We start from the raw sequence: 15,669 nt of genomic DNA on the forward strand, positions 1-15,669 counted from the left end.
TAAAAGATTTTTTCAACACGAACACTGGATTGGCCCTTATGAACAACAAGTTATTTGCCCTTGATTATGACCGTACAAAACAAGAAAGTTCTTTACCGGTACCAAGAAACCCACCAGTAAAGAACTCTTTCTAATAAGTGAAAGACGTCGATGGAATGACATTAGATAAATATAAGTCTCCTCTCTTCTAAATCTTACAGGTTATTTCTCACCCGCTCTTTGCCCTGGAACAAATTTCCGGTCGGGGTCAAGCGGGTTTTCTTTAGCGGACAGATCCTCTGGACTGAGACAGAATATTGCGGTGGCGCTTCCCATGGAAGAACGGTATTTTTCAACCTGGTTTCTTGACAACGGTCTGTTATAGTATCCGGGAACATATTTATCAAGCATCTTCTGCATCGCCTCTGTCCCTTCGTCAAGATTGGAAATGCGGGCGACTTTGCCAAATAACATGACGCTCAGATAAGCCGTGCTGGTATGCGCAGGCACGGTATGAGCCATTGTCCCGTATTCTTCACAGACTGTAAAACAAACGTTTGAATGAACCTGTAAAATATCTGCCTTTCTCCCCTCAGTTGCTCCGTGAAAATAAATTTTGTTGTTGTACCAAACAAAGTTCAAAGGAACAACATACGGTTGATTCTCTTCGGAAAGGCCCAAGAATCCAATCCGCGCGTGGTTCAGAAAGAGATTGATTTTTTCTTGATCCCGACATTCGTTCATCTGTCTTCTCATGGGGTGCATCTTATTTTTCCACCTTTCAGCCATCTATTGGTTATAATCTTTATTATAAGAACCACTGTATCTTTTGAAAGATACAGTTTTTGATCTTCAAACCAGTACAGAGGCGGGAGAGACTTGGAAATTGTTCCGGAACTTGATAACCGTTTAAAGGATCCTTTGTATAGCCAATTGTATCAGTACTTCAAAGCTGAGATTGAGAAATCCGCACTTCAAAGAAACACTCATCTTCCATCGATTCGTTATCTGGCAGATACTTTAAACGTGAGTCACACAACCGTACAAATGGCGTATCAGCAGCTTCTTGCTGACGGCTATATTAAAAGCAAGGAACGCAGCGGCTACTATGTTGCCGAACTGGACAGCGATTTTATTAACTCCGCTGACATCCGCAGCCCAAACACTTCTTCAGCAGGTTCTGCGGGGGAGAATACAGGCGGCGTTTTATATGATTTTTTTATTACGGGTTGCCAGCAGAGAAAACTCGTCATTTTAATGACGAGATGAATCCGCGTCTTGGACAACCCCGTACAGACAAGAGACAACATCTCAATACCGTGTTAAAAATCGAACATATGTGCTATGATCATCTCAGAAGGAGATGAATTCCATGGTCACGAAGGGCTTAAAATTGAGAATCTATCCCAACAAACAGCAACGCCAGCAATTGGCTCAAAACTTTGGCTGCACTCGCTTTGTCTGGAATCAGATGCTGGCGATGCTCAATGAGCGGCATGAAAATAGTCCTCAGGCTTCTTTTTTGACTGCTTATGCCCTGAATCATTTGCTTCCCTTGCTGAAAAAGGAACATCCCTTTCTTAAAGAAGCGGAGAGCACCAGCCTGCAGGTCACCAATCAACATTTAATCGAAGCCTTTCACGCGTTCTTTAGAAAAGAAAAAGGACACCCCAAGTTCAAAGCTAAACACGCCTTCAAACAAAGCTATACCTCAAAATTTGTGAATGGCAACATCCAGCCCGTCGGCGATCATGGGATTCGCCTGCCGAAACTGGGGATCCTACGCTTTAAAGCGGGACAACGAATCCCGGAAACAATCAAACAAGTCACCCTGAGCCGCACGCCGACAGGGAAATATTTTGCCGTCTTAACCGTGGAAGGCGAAAATCAAGCCTTCCCAAAAACCTGTCAAACGATCGGTTGTGATTTAGGGGTCGCAGATTTGCTCGTTGGTTCCGTGGAGGATCTCCGGTGGCCCACCACTCGTTTTGATCAAGGCTTAGCCCATAAGCTCCGGATCTGGCAGCGAAAACTGGCTCGACGGCAGCAATTGGCGAAAAAAGCCATCACTTGGGATCGCCATTTAAAGGTACCGGTGCCCCGAACGATGGATCACTTTAAAAATGTTGCCCGAGCCCGCTTGCAGGTGGCCCGCATCCAAGAAAAGATAGCCAATCAACGGGCCGACAAGCTCCATAAATTGACGACCCAACTCGTGAAAGCGTATGACCGGATCGCCCTGGAGAACTTAAAAACCAAAAATCTGCTTCGGAATCATACACTCGCCCGGGCGATCGCCAACCAAGCATGGGGCGAACTCCGGCGGTTGCTCACCTATAAGTGTGCGTGGTACGGCAAAGAGCTCGTGCTTGTCAATCCGTACAAAACGTCGCAGCTCTGTTCCACATGCGGGCATGACGATGGAAAGAAAGCTCTGGCGATCCGGGAATGGACGTGCCCACAATGTGGTACGCACCACGACCGGGACGTCAATGCGGCCAAAAATATTGAACGTCTCGCTTTGGTTAAACAAACCGTCTGTGGGCTCGGGACGAGCCCTGGTTAACAGCTGTGGCCTCTGCTTTGGTCTTCTCAAAGTAAGCGAACGGTATTCCCAGAAGCTCGCCATTTCAATGGCGAGCAGTTCACGTCGGACATTGATACCACTCATTTTCCATTGGCCGGCTGGAAAAAGTGTGTGAATCAACTGCTGAACTCCAACAAGGATTTTTTAACCTATGGCGATTATCAGGGTGAGTTGGAATTAAGAAAGGCCCTATCGGGGTATCTGCATCGTTCCCGCGGTGTGAATTGTTCTCCGGAGCAGATCGTCATCGCTGCCGGCACACAGTCCATTTTGCATATTCTCTACCGGATCACTGAGTGGAAGAACAAAGTATTGGCTATGGAAGATCCGGGATACCAGGGCGTCCGGCGCTCTCTGCAAAATCAGGATATTCGTATGGCACCCGTCCCAGTTGACAAGGATGGCCTGTCCCTGCATGAACTGTAAAAAGTTCCGGCAGATGCGGTTTATATCACGCCATCCCATCAATATCCTCTGGGGTATGGCGGACTGTCACCGAACGGGATAAAAGAAGGCATTCATCGATTGCACAAAGCCTGGCTGCCTTATTATCAATAAAAATGGGAAAAATGAATGACGAACAATGAAATCCCATTAAAGTACAGCGTTTTTATCAACAACATTTAATAACTCATTTAAACTTAAAATCAACCAAAAAAAAGTCATTCAGAGCAGGAGTTTATACCATTACCTGGTTTTCTGAATGACTTTTATTATATGATTCATTACAGGCAGATGCTTACTTTTGCTTTTGTATGCCAGATAAATGACATTTTTAACGCTTAAATTCTCTAATATTACCCTGGCTTTTTCTCTATCCATTGAATTTCTTAATATATAGGTCGGAATTAAACTGATACCCGCACCATTTTCTATAGCCTTAAGAATCAAGTGTAAGTTAGGAATGACGTGAACCGGTTTAATAATCGGGCGCTTTTTAAAGTGTTCCCGCCAAAATCTTCTGATGATCGGCAAATCCAGACCATAACTGATCCAGTCCTGGGACAAAAGCCATTTTTCTAGTGACTCAAAATCATTATTTGACGGTATTTCCATTTGTTTTGGCGCAGCGACGACAAATTCCTCATCATATAATCTCGTGAATTCAATTCCTGGCGTTTGGCACTTTTGCGAGGTAATAATGATGTCTACCTTATCTTCCTTCAATAGTCCGAGCAATTGATCAGCTGTCCCGAAATAAGAAATAGTGCTTGTCTTATATTCCTGAAGCTGATCCAGAATATTTTCAGAAAAGTATTCAATGGCGGATCCGATTCTGATGATCGAAAGTGTCGGCAGGGAAGCCGCCTTAAAGTTTAAGGTGGCTTCCTCTAATGCTTCAACAAGAGGCGCAAGCTGTGAATATAATTCTTTCCCTCTTTCAGTGGGTACCATTTTCCGTGCCGTTCTGACGAACAAAGGCTCTCCCACTTCAGCTTCTAACGAAGCTAAGTGCTGGCTCATTGCCGGTTGTGTCATGATGCGTGTCTTGGCAGCTTCAGACACCGAATTATATTTATAGATCGAAACAAAGCTTCGATACCATTCAAAATCTGCCAAAGTTTAAAAATCACCTCTTAATAAAGATATCAGGGATTAAACTGTAAATCGTCACTTCCGTTTTCTTGGAAATCCATTTTCATACTGCACCGGTATATCCGCTTCTTTATGGAGTTTAACGGCAGCTTCAAGCGTCCAATAAGGATTTCGAAGCATTCCTCTGCCTACAGCAACGAGATCGGCCTCTTCGTTTCCGACAACAGCATTGGCCAGCTGCGGTTCGTCCAGTCGTCCGACTGCGATGACTGGAATGTTGAGCGCGTGCTTAATTTCTCTGGCTAATGGCACCTGATAGGCCGCGTGTGTCCCCGGTCTTCCATCAGCGGAAATCGGGCCTTCTCCTCCCGCACTGACATGAAACACATCTGCACCTGCTTTTTGGTATTCTTTAGAGAAAGCCACACTTTCCTTAATCCCATAGCCACCTTCTACGTACTCCTGAGCAGAAATGCGCACAATGAGTGGCATATCTTCAGGCATCTCACTTTTCGCGGCCTGAATCACTTCTTTGCCAAACCTGGTCAGATCCTTACCATACTCATCTGTTCTATGATTGGTTAACGGTGAATGAAATTGGTGAATAAGGTATCCGTGAGCTCCGTGCAGTTCAATCGTATCCACGCCTGCCTTGACAGCACGCCGCACCGCCAGACGAAATTTCTCCACCATTTGTTTCACTTCATCCGTTGACAGTGCTCTTGGTGTTTTCGATTCACTGTCAAAGGGAACCGCTGAAGGCGCAACAGGAACAGCAGCATCCTCCGCTTTACGTCCTGCGTGAGCAATCTGAATGCCCACTTTCGCCCCATAGTGATGGCAGGCGTCTACGATGCGGGCCAAGGCCGGGATTTGTTCATCTGACCATAAGCCCAGATCAAAATCAGTAATACGGCCATCCGGCTCCACATCCGTCATTTCAATGATAATCAGGCCGGTCCCGCCGACAGCCCGGCTCACATAGTGCACGTAATGCCAATCTGTCGCAATTCCGTCTTTGTTCTTCACGGAGTACTGGCACATGGGAGGCATTACTACGCGATTTTTTAACGTCAATCCCTTCAGCTGGTACGGGGTAAATAGATGCTTCATATTCGTCTCTCCTTATAAAAGCTCATTAACGGAATAAACTTTTCCGTTGATTAAATTTTCATTTAAAATCAGGTCAACCAATGCCTTCGCTATCCGGTCAGGCTGCCGCAAAGATCCGTTCGTTTTGAAGCTTAAAAATTGATCAATATCAGTAAATGCTTCTTCATCCGCATTTCTTATGGTACCCTGCATATCAGTATCCATAATTCCCGGATTGAAGGCCACGATCTTATGAGAGCCCTTTACATTTTCCTGCTCAATACCTGCCACTTCCGTGTGCATATTGATGGCCGCTTTGGTCGCGTTGTATACATTCCATCCGTAAATCGGCCGTTCTGCTGCACCGGAGGTTACGTTGACAATAACCAGTTCAATCGCTTCTGCCCTTAATTCTTTTAACAATGTGTTGTTAATAAGCATGGGGGCAAGAAGATTTAAATGGATTGCTCGCCGAATCAGACTGTTATCTAAAAAACCCAGCCTTTCAATGGGCTCGACCATACCCGCATTATTAACTACATACAATCTCTGAGGTTTTCTGGCAACAACCTGCTGACATAACCTCCTTATCAGAGGTTCAATTTCTTCTACGTGAGTCAGATCGACAGGGAAATGCGAATAGTGGCCCTTTGTTATCAGATCCTGCACCTTTTCATTCGTGCTCCGGGACAAACCGATAACCTCCGTGCCCCGCTCAACCAAGGCATTGCTGATCTCATAACCAAGCCCTTTAGATACCCCTGTAACAAGTGCCATTTCCAATATTTTTCACCTCTTTTTTTCCAAATAAGAAAATATATCAGAACTCAAACAATTTTATCGGAACTCAGTAACGAATAGTCATTTAAAGTTTCCTAGAAAATTAGAAAAGCTGATATCCTATAAGATACCAGCTTTTAGTTAATTAACCCAGTTTTTCGATCACTGCTTGGGCTACAGCTAGTGTAGACTGCGGATTTTGGCCTGTGATCAGATTGCCGTCCGCCTCAACATGAGAGGTCCAGTTTGGAGCGGCAACATAAATGGCGCCTAACTCACGGATTTTACTTTCCAGCAGGAATGGTAGTACCGGTTTCAGTCCTGTCTCTGCCTCTTCTCTGTCCGTGAATGCATTCACACGTTTTCCAGCGACAAGTGGCTGGCCATTGGATAACGTTGCACCAACAAGTCCCGCAGGTCCGTGGCAAACGGCCGCCACGATCTTGTCCCCTTCATAGAAATCACGCAGCAATTCCTGAAGTTTTTTACTTTCAGGAAGGTCAAACATCGCCCCATGACCTCCTGGTAGGAAAATGGCATCGAAAGGATCAGAAGATATATCATTAAGTTTCACAGTATCATGCAAATACTTTTCTGTATCCAGAATTTCCTGTGATGTATTCTGATCAATGCTGCCTGGATCAGGAGTACTTTTCCCGCCAAGAGGGCTGGCAACGGTGACACTATACCCTCTCTTTTTGAATTCAAGATATGCTTCCGCAAACTCAGATAACCAGATACCTGTAGTTTTGCCTTCTGTGAGTTCCGTATGATTTGTGACCACCATTAAGATATTTTTTGACATCATCATAACCTCCTAAGTCATTTATGGTTCTTGATTAGTCTAATCCCAGGCAACGTATAAAACAAATTATGTTTTTATACGTTATCCATAAATATATTTATACATAATGGCAACCACGAATTTGAACCGACGTCTGTAAACCGAATTCAGTTACTCTTCCCTTCTGTACTCGAGAATATCACCCGGCTGGCAATCCAATACCTCACAGATTTTATTTAACGTATCAAATCTTATCGCCTTGGCTTTACCGGTTTTCAAAATAGATATATTCGCCATCGTGATGCCCACGCGTTCTGACAGTTCCGTGACGGTTATTTTTCTTTTAGCCATCATGACATCCAATGTAACATTGATCGCCACACGTATCACCTCAAATGGTCAGGTCATTCGTTTCCTTCAAATCACAGGCTTTATCCACCCAATGTGATAAAACCGCAAAGATCATTGACAGGCTCAAGCCGCCGATATCAATAAAAAAAGTAGCAATCAAAAGGCCAGGATGCAACATACTTGAACCAAACAAAATAATGCTGATAATGAAAAACAGAGCTGTATCAAACAAGAATAATCTGCTGATCATCAGCAGGCTCTTTGAATTGGCCCGGGAAAAAGAATTATCTCTGGAAATTTCATGACACACCTTCCAGAAGCAGATGAGGGCAGCGAAGCATGGCACGATCGTCACCCATTCCCAGATTAAATAGGGCCAGAACAGATAATCCAGGTCCGCATATGTACGCGTCAGACTGATACCTAGTGTCGGCAAAATATACAAAGAGAGCAGAATACCTATAATGCCTACAATAATCGTCATACCCTTTAACCATCTGGCCAGCTGAGCCTGTTTCACGATGGATTCCCCCAGTCATGCTGAATATATGTTAAATATAGCGCTAAAAACATTGTTTTTCAATAACGATATATCGTTTTTCAATAATATTATAAACCCCGTACCGACCGGGACCAAAGGCTTATCGGTGGATCGGAAAACCCTAGCTGTGCTTGACAGAGATTACCATTTGTGATTAAATAACCACTAACTTTTATATTCGTAAAAACGTTGAAAGAATCAAGTAATGCTTGTCAATTAAGTCTCAGAAAGTCGGCGGCCGATGTGAGCCGACACATTGATGAACATGAATTACCCTCTTGAGTGCTGCTGTGAACGGAAAGATTTATTCTTATTCATTAAGAATTTCAATTAACAGTGGCCGGTACCCAACCGTTATGATCGGGAAAAGCGGAAAGCCTTCGGGTTTTCAACTAGGGTGGTATCGCGCCACGTCGTCCCTATTTTTAGGGGCGGCTTTTTTTTATCATTAATTAATTGGAGATGGATCATATGAATGATTGGAAATCCTTATCGCTATCACAAAAGGAAGAAGTCGAAGAACAGTTTGAAGTACTAAGTCGGGGAACAGAAAAAACTATTCCAGATAATGGTTTAAAAGAAAAACTAATCGCATCAATCACTTCTAAAACGCCACTACGAGTAAAGCTTGGACTGGATCCTTCAGCCCCTGATGTACACATTGGTCATACAGTAGTATTGCATAAGCTGCGTCAATTTCAGCATTTCGGTCATATCGTCCAGCTTGTGATCGGTGATTTCACAGGAAGAATTGGTGATCCAACCGGGAAGTCGGCCACACGCAAACAGCTCACCGATGAGGAAGTCAAAGCAAATGCGACAACCTATTTTAAACAGTTCGGCAAAGTGATTGATATGGAAAAAGCAATGGTTGACTACAATTCGACATGGCTTGCGCCGCTTCACTTTGCAGATGTCATTCGACTGGCTTCACAAACAACCGTTGCCAGGATGTTGGAGCGTGATGATTTTGAGAAGCGGTACCGAGCAGGCCAGTCCATTGCTATTCACGAATTCTTCTATCCGCTCATGCAAGCCTATGACTCTGTTGCCTTAAAGTCGGATATTGAATTGGGCGGAACGGATCAAACGTTTAATTTATTAATGGGAAGGCACATACAGGAAAGCTTTGGTCTGGACAAACAAGTGGTGATGACGCTTCCCCTGCTTGAAGGCCTGGACGGGGTCAAAAAAATGTCGAAGTCTCTCGGAAATTACATCGGCATCGATGAGGATCCGAAAAGTATGTTTGGCAAAGCGATGTCCATTCCCGATAATTTAATGGTAAAGTATTTTACCCTTGTTACCGATATTTCTGCAAATGATCTGGAAAAAATAAAGACTGCTTTAAGCGACGGCTCTCTTCATCCAAGAGATGCCAAATTAAAACTAGCCTGGACGCTTGTCAGAATGTATCACGGAGAATCTGAAGCAAATGAAGCAAAGCTGAATTTTCTTTCAGTCTTTCAAAAGCACGCTCTTCCAGAACATCTAGAAGAGGTTCCGCTACAGATAAGTCAGGAGAAAATCTGGATTATCGACTTATTAGTTACGAAACTGCACTTATTTAAGACGAATGGAGAAGCCCGGAGAATGATTTTGGCCGGTGGCATCAAAATTAATCAGGAAAAAATAAATGATGTGCATCTAGAAATTAAAGTGGAGAACGATATGGTTATCCAAGTTGGAAAAAGACGTTTTCTTAAAATCAGAGGCTAACGGTAAAATGAACAATCATTGCTGCGGAGTTTCCCTTTTTTACCGTGCAACAGCAGAATGAAACAGTTCAACTGCTCAGTGATGCCCGACAAAAACAAAACATTTTGCTTTTGGAAAAAATGTATGTTATATTTTAACTAATCGAACGTTTAGTTAATTTTTAGAGAGGAGGCTTATTCAGTGAGCACCAGAATGACGAACCGCGATCTTCAGGCACTGGAACGCCGCAAACAAATCCTTGATGTTTCTAAAAAGCTGTTTCTGGAGCAAGGGTACCATGCAACATCAATGCGCATGATCAACAAAACCGTCGGACTATCGGAAGCACTAACCTATCATTATTTTCCAAATGGCAAATTGGAAATATTTAAAGCGGTTGTCGAGGCGGGACACGAGAATAGCATCAAACAGATACAGACAGTCATTCAAACGTTCCGGCACGATATGCCTTTGAGAGATGCGTTGATCACTTTTGGGAAAACCGTTCATCAACTGTTTGCTACCGATGACAGTATTATTCCGCTGGTTATTCGTGAACGGCAGCTGCTGGACAGTTCTGAATATAAGTTTATCAACGAAACGACTCAGCAGCTGATCGATACATTTGCTGCCTACTTAAAAAATCCTAAAGTCAGGCCAAAATTAAAATCGTTTGATCTTCGGTTAGGTATTCTGCAATACACCTATAATTTCACAACCAGTTCAATATTCGGTGAGTCCCTGTTTAATGATAATTACGACGAGTACGTTTCGGAACTGGCTGATATGACCCTTCAATTGTGGTGTGAATGACAGTATTTTTTTATTTGTTAATTTAACTAAGCAAACGTTTGGTTAATATACTGGAGGCGGATTATGAAAAATATGCGTAAATGGCTCGTTTTATTTGTTCTCGCTCTGAGTACTTTAGCAGTTGGTATTGATTCAACTGTACTCAACCTGGCTTTGCCGACATTGGCATCAAAATTAAATGCAACAAACTCCGAGTTACAATGGTTTGTCGATTCCTACAACTTAGTCTTTGCCGCGACACTGATACCGGCTGGTCTACTGGGCGATCGTTTTGGCCGTAAAAAAATGCTTATTTTGTCCTTGGGCATATTCGGCTTGTCATCACTGCTTTGCGCCTATGCAGCTTCACCAGCGATGCTGATTGTTTATCGGTGTACGCTTGCTCTTGGCGCGGCGACGTTGATCCCAACGTCCATGTCCATTATTCCTGTACTATTCACAAAGGGAGAACAGCCAAAGGCGACCGCAATCTGGGTAATTGCTAATACGCTTAGTATGCCGATCGGACCAATCATTGGCGGTTGGTTACTCAATCACTTCTGGTGGGGCTCCGTTTTTCTGATTAATGTGCCAATCGTTTTGATCGCGTTAATTGCTGTTACTGTTTTGATGACTGAATCGAAGCAATCCCACAAGCAGACCTTTGATCTTCTTGGCATTGCCACATCAAGCCTCGGACTAACCAGCATCACCTACGGCGTTATTCTTGCGGGTGAAAAGTCATGGTCAAATGCTGGGGTCTGGTACGCGATTATACTGGGTGTGATTTTACTTGTAGCATTTGTCATGTGGGAACTTAAGTGCAAAAAACCGCTCATTAATCTATCACTGTTCAAATCTCGATCATTTTCGCTGAGCAATATTTTTATGATGGTGATCAGCTACATTATGTTCGGCTATCTCTACATCCTGCCTCAATATTTTCAAAATGTTGAAGGCAGCGATACACAGCAGGCAGGCTTCAAATTACTGCCGCTTATTCTTGGCATTACATTAGGCTCAATTATTGTCAGCAGGATTCATCTCAACCAAAAAATGACCATTACTTTTGGCTTTATCTTGCTGATCGTGTCAGGATTAATGGGTTGGCGCACGGCAATCGATACATCTTATGGCTGGGTGGCTGTATGGACAGCACTCGCCGGCGTCGGCATTGGTGCTATTCTTCCAGCTACAATGAGCACTGCGCTCGCCGATCTTTCCCCCGATCAAAGCGGTATTGGTTCATCCGTCATAAAAGCCATTCAGCAGATCGGCAGCACGTTTGGTGTCGCAACGCTTGGGACCGTATTAATTTCAACTTATCAGGCGAATGTCAATTTCAGAGGCCTGCCTCCTGAAGCAGTATCCTGGGTCAAGAAAAGCGTCACTTCCGGAATCGCAGTCGCACATAAACTGCAATCCCAGGCGTTAGTTCATTCCGTACGATCCAGCTTTGTGCTTGGAATGAATAGCGTTTTATTCATTTGTGGCGTGATCGCATGTTGCAGTTTAATCGTTGTTTGGCTATTTTTACGCACGTCCAAAGCAAAACAAGTAAATTGAATCTATCGAAGGAAGGTCAAAATATGAACCGTAAAAAACTAGTGTCCATCGGATGGATGATATTATTTTTAACCGTCTTGAAATTTCCGATTATGGGTTTAGATACACATACAAACAGTTCCATCTTGGGATTTATTGGACCGTTAATCATTGCACTCATTATTTATTTGCTGCCCTTATATTTTGTGGCAAAGGATAAAAAGTGGGCTATAGTCGTCTTTTCGGTGATCCTGCTTCTAACGTTATTAATGGGCGGAAGTTCGGGAGTAGAATTTGCGGCCACAACCCATTCAGCCTTATTGAAAGGATTAATGATTACCCTACTGATCGTGCAGTTGGTTGCGACCATTTATTGGTTCTTTGCAGCGTTCGTGCAGAGGAAAAAATGAATTTGCGTATTCCGTCTTTCTTGCGGTAACCAACAAAATTCCTGATTAAGCATGATTAATAAGAGAGTACAGCTCGTTTAAAAACTGTACTCTCTTTCGTTTGTTTTGATGACGGCACATGAGGCGTGAATCTCTAACAGCTCCGGCAAATTTCTAGTAAGTTATGTATTTAAGCTCAATATTCTGCTAATTATGCTTCAACATATTATAATGATCCTATATTAAAAATCTGATATTTTTGTCAAAGATTGTCGCCACTTCATTTGGCGCATATCGATATAGGCCGAACCATGACCTTTCTCGTAGATTCAGGAAATTTTAAACTTATCCGGTTAAAATAGGCCCATAAAAGGAAGTGAGATCATGAGAAAATATCGATGGGTCATGTGGCGAAAGCTGCTGATCTTTGTAGCGATTATCGCAATTATTAGTGTATCCCTTTGGGCAGGGGGATCAAATGCGTGGAATATTGCCCTTACTATCTTAAACTTGCTGCTCCAATTGTTTTTTGCCGTACTCATGATCATTGTCCAGTTTGTTGCACTATTCTGGTTCCTCGCCAGAGGGCGGACCTACTGGATCATGCCCGGCGAAACCGGATCAAACTGGGACGACTATCGGGGCAATCCTGAAATCGTTGAGAATGCCAAACGAATTGTCACCCTTCTCAAAGGCGTTAAGGATTTCAAGAAAATGGGGGGCCAAGCAATACGGGGACTGCTGCTTTGCGGACCACCGGGAACAGGGAAATCTTATCTTGCACAGGTCATTGCCAACGAAGCTCAGATCCCTTTCGCTTATGCTTCCGCTCCAAGCTTTCAAAATATGTTCTTCGGCGTCGGCAATTTAAAAGTTATGAGTCTCTATAGAAAAGCACGGAGATTAGCCAAAACCTATGGTGCCTGCATTATTTTTATTGACGAAATTGACGCGATCGGTATGTCGAGACAGTCAGGCGGAGGGGCCGGCGGAATCGGCGCGATGTTCGGCATGGGTGGCTCCGGCCTGCTTAATGAGCTGCTTCTGCAGATGGATCCACCGAACATCGATCATTCGCGCTTCGCCAAGCTTCTCCGTTCGCTCGGACTTCGGCACAAAAAAGCAGAACATCGTGCTGTTCTGACCATTGGTGCGACGAATTTACCGGACGTTCTTGACCCGGCCCTGCTCCGTCCCGGACGATTTGACCGGAAGCTCTGGGTCTATCCCCCGGACTATGACGGCCGGGTGGATGTGTTCGACTATTATCTTCAGAAAGTGAACCGGGATCAGACGCTAACCCCGCAAAAAGCGGCTCTGGACACCATCGGTTACAGCCCGGCTCAGATCAAGCATATTGTTAACGAAGCAATTATCATTGCTCATCAGCGCGGTGCTCAGGATGCCAATTACGAAGACTTCCGGGCTGCCATGGAAACCTACGAATGGGGTCTTCAGCAGCCTCTTCGCTCCATGAGCGCCGATGAGCGACGTAATGTTGCCTATCATGAGGCCGGACATGCGGTTGCCCAGTACTTGCTGAAGCCACATGAACGTGTCTGGAAAGTAACCATTATCCGCCGCGGCGGTGCACTCGGGCTTGCGGCAACGAAACCAACGCATGAGCGCTATAACCAAAGCGACAGTGAAATGCTGGCAGAAATTCAGGTCTGCCTTGCCTCACGTGCTGCCGAAGAAATCTTTTTGGAGAAAAAATTAAATGGCGTGACCTCCGATCTGCAGCAGGCGACCAAGCTTGCTGGTGCCTACCTCGGGGCAGTCGGAATGGGTGACGAGCTGTTCAGCTGGCTGTCCACGGGCTCTCTGCCTGACGCACTTAAGCAACTCCGTCCAAAGATCAATGTGCTATTAAAGGATCAAATGGGGCAGGTCAAAAAGTTAATCGAAGAACAAACAGACTTTGTTCATGCCATTGCAGAAGAATTACTGAAACGCGGAGATCTCACAGGAGAAGAAATTGAAGAAATCTACATCCGACTGAACGGTCATGCGCGGCCTGCAACGCCTGAGATCAAAACACTGGTTGATTCTTTTGACACCGAAAAACCAACTGAAGAAGCGGCAAAGCCGTAACAAACACAAGCTGATTATTTCTCAAAAGAGAAGTAATCAGCTTGTTTCTATTTGGTGTCGATGTTTTGCATCAAATCGAAGAGATATGCACCTTAACAAGGACTTTATGTACCTAGGGAACGATATAACATACTCTGTAATTACCAATAATACTTAAAAAAATTATTTTTGAACGGTATATTTATAGAACTTTTTATCAACCTTCATGACTGGAAATTTGGGCGGCAAGTCTTCCAGCAATATGCTCTGAAAACCATTTTTCTCGTAAAATCGATGGGCAGCTTTAAACTGCAGCGTCGTTCCAAGATAGATTCCCTGTATTTTTCTTTTTCTTGCCCAGTCAATAGCCGTATTTAATAAGAACGCAGCCGTTTTAAAGATTTTCCCTCTATAATCTTTTGCGACAAACATCTTTCTTAATGCTGCCTGATTATTTTCGATGTCCAGTAGTGCAACAGTACCTACCACCTGATCATGATGGAGAGCGACCCAAAAGTTTCCTTTATTCTTCTGGTAGAAATTTTCAATATCAAGTAAATCAGGCTGGTCACTTCTGGATATAGGGATATGATATTCATCTTGTTGTATTTGCAGAATTAGATCCATCACTTGAGGCTGGTACACGCCGTGATATTCTTTGACAACGATTTCAGTATTCATCCATTCCACCTCCGAATCATTTTCACATGTTTCATTATAGTGAGTAAGCCTGAGACAATCCAATCTATGACTAAGGGGAGTTCCCGTTTATAATAAAAAAGTACACGGGCGAACAGCATAATTCTGCCCCTTCATGTAATAGAAATTAAGCGAGCATCTCATTGCTTCGTAGTGACTTTATAGTGTGACAAGGCGGGAGAAAAAAATTGAACAACTCTGGCGCAATCAATGCAGGCATACGAATTGAAATTTTTTCTGTATTATGGATGGTCCTTGAATTTATAATAGCGGTTTATTCAGGAATAGCCGCTCACTCTTTGTTATTCATTGCTTTTGGTTTAGACAGCTTCATTGAACTTGTTTCCGGTGTGGTTCTAATCTGGCGACTCAGAGTGGAACAACATGGCACGGACGCAGTAAAAATTGAGCGTGCTGAGCGCGTATCTTCCCGAGTCGTGGGGCTGGCTTTACTGCTCCTGGCGGCGTATGTACTCATCACGTCAGTGCTTAACTTATTTTCGCATCACTCCGCGGAAACAAGTTTTCTTGGTATCTCTTTAGCCGTAGGCTCTGTTATTCTGATGCCCCTGTTAATGATTGGTAAAAAGAGAATTGCAAAAATAATAGGCAGCAACGCACTTGCAGAGGATGGCATGTGCAATCTTGTCTGCGCTTATATGGCATTTACGGTTCTTTTGGGAGCCGGACTCACCGCCCTTTTCAATTGGTGGTGGGCTGACTCTGTATTTGCATTAATCCTTGTCTATTTCATTTTTAGCGAAGGTTGGGAAGGCCTGCATCCTGAAGAGGATGAGGAATAAGAGCCACATGATGACGGCAT

The 15,669-nt window shown here is 43.9% G+C and carries 17 protein-coding genes and 1 other annotated feature; of the genes, 9 read left to right on the forward strand and 8 right to left on the reverse strand.

Features of this window, described 5'->3' with window-relative positions:
- Positions 1-201: 201 nt before the first annotated feature.
- The gene (locus E4665_RS06310; protein WP_174845460.1) at positions 202-744 is read right to left on the reverse strand and encodes a pyridoxamine 5'-phosphate oxidase family protein; all 543 of its coding nucleotides are present in this window, start codon (positions 742-744) and stop codon (positions 202-204) included.
- Between the two features lie 114 nt (positions 745-858).
- On the opposite strand from E4665_RS06310, the gene E4665_RS06315 reads away from it, so the two are divergent.
- From E4665_RS06315 to E4665_RS06325, 3 genes are all read left to right on the forward strand, one after another.
- Positions 859-1,248 carry a GntR family transcriptional regulator gene (locus tag E4665_RS06315; RefSeq protein ID WP_135347956.1) on the forward strand — a complete coding sequence of 130 codons (390 nt, stop codon included), beginning with the start codon at positions 859-861 and terminating at the stop codon, positions 1,246-1,248.
- A 103-nt stretch (positions 1,249-1,351) separates the two neighbouring features.
- Positions 1,352-2,545: an RNA-guided endonuclease TnpB family protein gene (locus E4665_RS06320; protein ID WP_135347957.1), complete on the forward strand. Its 1,194-nt coding sequence runs from the start codon at positions 1,352-1,354 to the stop codon at positions 2,543-2,545.
- Positions 2,546-2,635: 90 nt separating this feature from the next.
- A complete protein-coding gene (locus E4665_RS06325; RefSeq protein ID WP_338325998.1) occupies positions 2,636-2,992 on the forward strand; it encodes an aminotransferase class I/II-fold pyridoxal phosphate-dependent enzyme in 357 nt (118 codons plus the stop codon).
- Between the two features lie 261 nt (positions 2,993-3,253).
- On the opposite strand, the gene E4665_RS06330 is transcribed toward E4665_RS06325, so the two are convergent.
- The 6 genes from E4665_RS06330 to E4665_RS06355 all read right to left on the reverse strand — a co-directional run bounded on the left by E4665_RS06330 (position 3,254) and on the right by E4665_RS06355 (position 7,629).
- A complete protein-coding gene (locus tag E4665_RS06330) occupies positions 3,254-4,126 on the reverse strand; it encodes a LysR family transcriptional regulator (protein WP_135347959.1) in 873 nt (290 codons plus the stop codon).
- Positions 4,127-4,177: 51 nt separating this feature from the next.
- Complete coding sequence (locus tag E4665_RS06335; RefSeq protein ID WP_135347960.1) at positions 4,178-5,215, reverse strand: NADH:flavin oxidoreductase/NADH oxidase; 1,038 nt, start codon at positions 5,213-5,215, stop codon at positions 4,178-4,180.
- A 12-nt stretch (positions 5,216-5,227) separates the two neighbouring features.
- Entirely contained in the window at positions 5,228-5,971 is a 744-nt protein-coding gene (locus E4665_RS06340; protein ID WP_241654726.1) for an SDR family NAD(P)-dependent oxidoreductase, read from the reverse strand.
- A 148-nt stretch (positions 5,972-6,119) separates the two neighbouring features.
- Positions 6,120-6,779, reverse strand: coding sequence for a type 1 glutamine amidotransferase domain-containing protein (locus tag E4665_RS06345; protein WP_135347962.1), 660 nt, complete (start codon positions 6,777-6,779; stop codon positions 6,120-6,122).
- A gap of 150 nt (positions 6,780-6,929) precedes the next feature.
- On the reverse strand, positions 6,930-7,139 hold the full coding sequence (locus E4665_RS06350; protein ID WP_135347963.1) for a helix-turn-helix domain-containing protein: 210 nt from the start codon (positions 7,137-7,139) through the stop codon (positions 6,930-6,932).
- Between the two features lie 10 nt (positions 7,140-7,149).
- Entirely contained in the window at positions 7,150-7,629 is a 480-nt protein-coding gene (locus tag E4665_RS06355; RefSeq protein WP_135347964.1) for a DUF2975 domain-containing protein, read from the reverse strand.
- 201 nt (positions 7,630-7,830) lie between these two features.
- Positions 7,831-8,074: a binding site (T-box leader), on the forward strand.
- Between the two features lie 47 nt (positions 8,075-8,121).
- Between E4665_RS06355 and tyrS the strand changes: the two genes are divergently transcribed.
- The 5 genes from tyrS (at position 8,122) to E4665_RS06380 (ending at position 14,168) form a co-directional block, all read left to right on the forward strand.
- A complete protein-coding gene (gene tyrS / locus E4665_RS06360) occupies positions 8,122-9,369 on the forward strand; it encodes a tyrosine--tRNA ligase (RefSeq protein WP_135347965.1) in 1,248 nt (415 codons plus the stop codon).
- 180 nt (positions 9,370-9,549) lie between these two features.
- A complete protein-coding gene (locus E4665_RS06365; protein WP_135347966.1) occupies positions 9,550-10,161 on the forward strand; it encodes a TetR/AcrR family transcriptional regulator in 612 nt (203 codons plus the stop codon).
- Positions 10,162-10,224: 63 nt separating this feature from the next.
- Positions 10,225-11,706, forward strand: a complete 1,482-nt coding sequence (locus tag E4665_RS06370; RefSeq protein ID WP_135347967.1) for a DHA2 family efflux MFS transporter permease subunit — start codon at positions 10,225-10,227, stop codon at positions 11,704-11,706.
- Positions 11,707-11,729: 23 nt separating this feature from the next.
- Entirely contained in the window at positions 11,730-12,095 is a 366-nt protein-coding gene (locus tag E4665_RS06375) for a hypothetical protein (protein WP_135347968.1), read from the forward strand.
- 363 nt (positions 12,096-12,458) lie between these two features.
- Positions 12,459-14,168 (forward strand): AAA family ATPase, encoded by a 1,710-nt coding sequence (locus E4665_RS06380; protein WP_135347969.1) that lies wholly within the window; start codon positions 12,459-12,461, stop codon positions 14,166-14,168.
- A gap of 162 nt (positions 14,169-14,330) precedes the next feature.
- On the opposite strand, the gene E4665_RS06385 is transcribed toward E4665_RS06380, so the two are convergent.
- Positions 14,331-14,828 carry a GNAT family N-acetyltransferase gene (locus tag E4665_RS06385; RefSeq protein WP_135347970.1) on the reverse strand — a complete coding sequence of 166 codons (498 nt, stop codon included), beginning with the start codon at positions 14,826-14,828 and terminating at the stop codon, positions 14,331-14,333.
- 206 nt (positions 14,829-15,034) lie between these two features.
- Between E4665_RS06385 and E4665_RS06390 the strand changes: the two genes are divergently transcribed.
- Complete coding sequence (locus E4665_RS06390) at positions 15,035-15,649, forward strand: cation efflux transmembrane domain-containing protein (protein WP_241654712.1); 615 nt, start codon at positions 15,035-15,037, stop codon at positions 15,647-15,649.
- Positions 15,650-15,669: the final 20 nt, after the last annotated feature.

This window comes from Sporolactobacillus shoreae, assembly GCF_004684935.1.
Classification (GTDB): domain Bacteria; phylum Bacillota; class Bacilli; order Bacillales; family Sporolactobacillaceae; genus Sporolactobacillus; species Sporolactobacillus shoreae.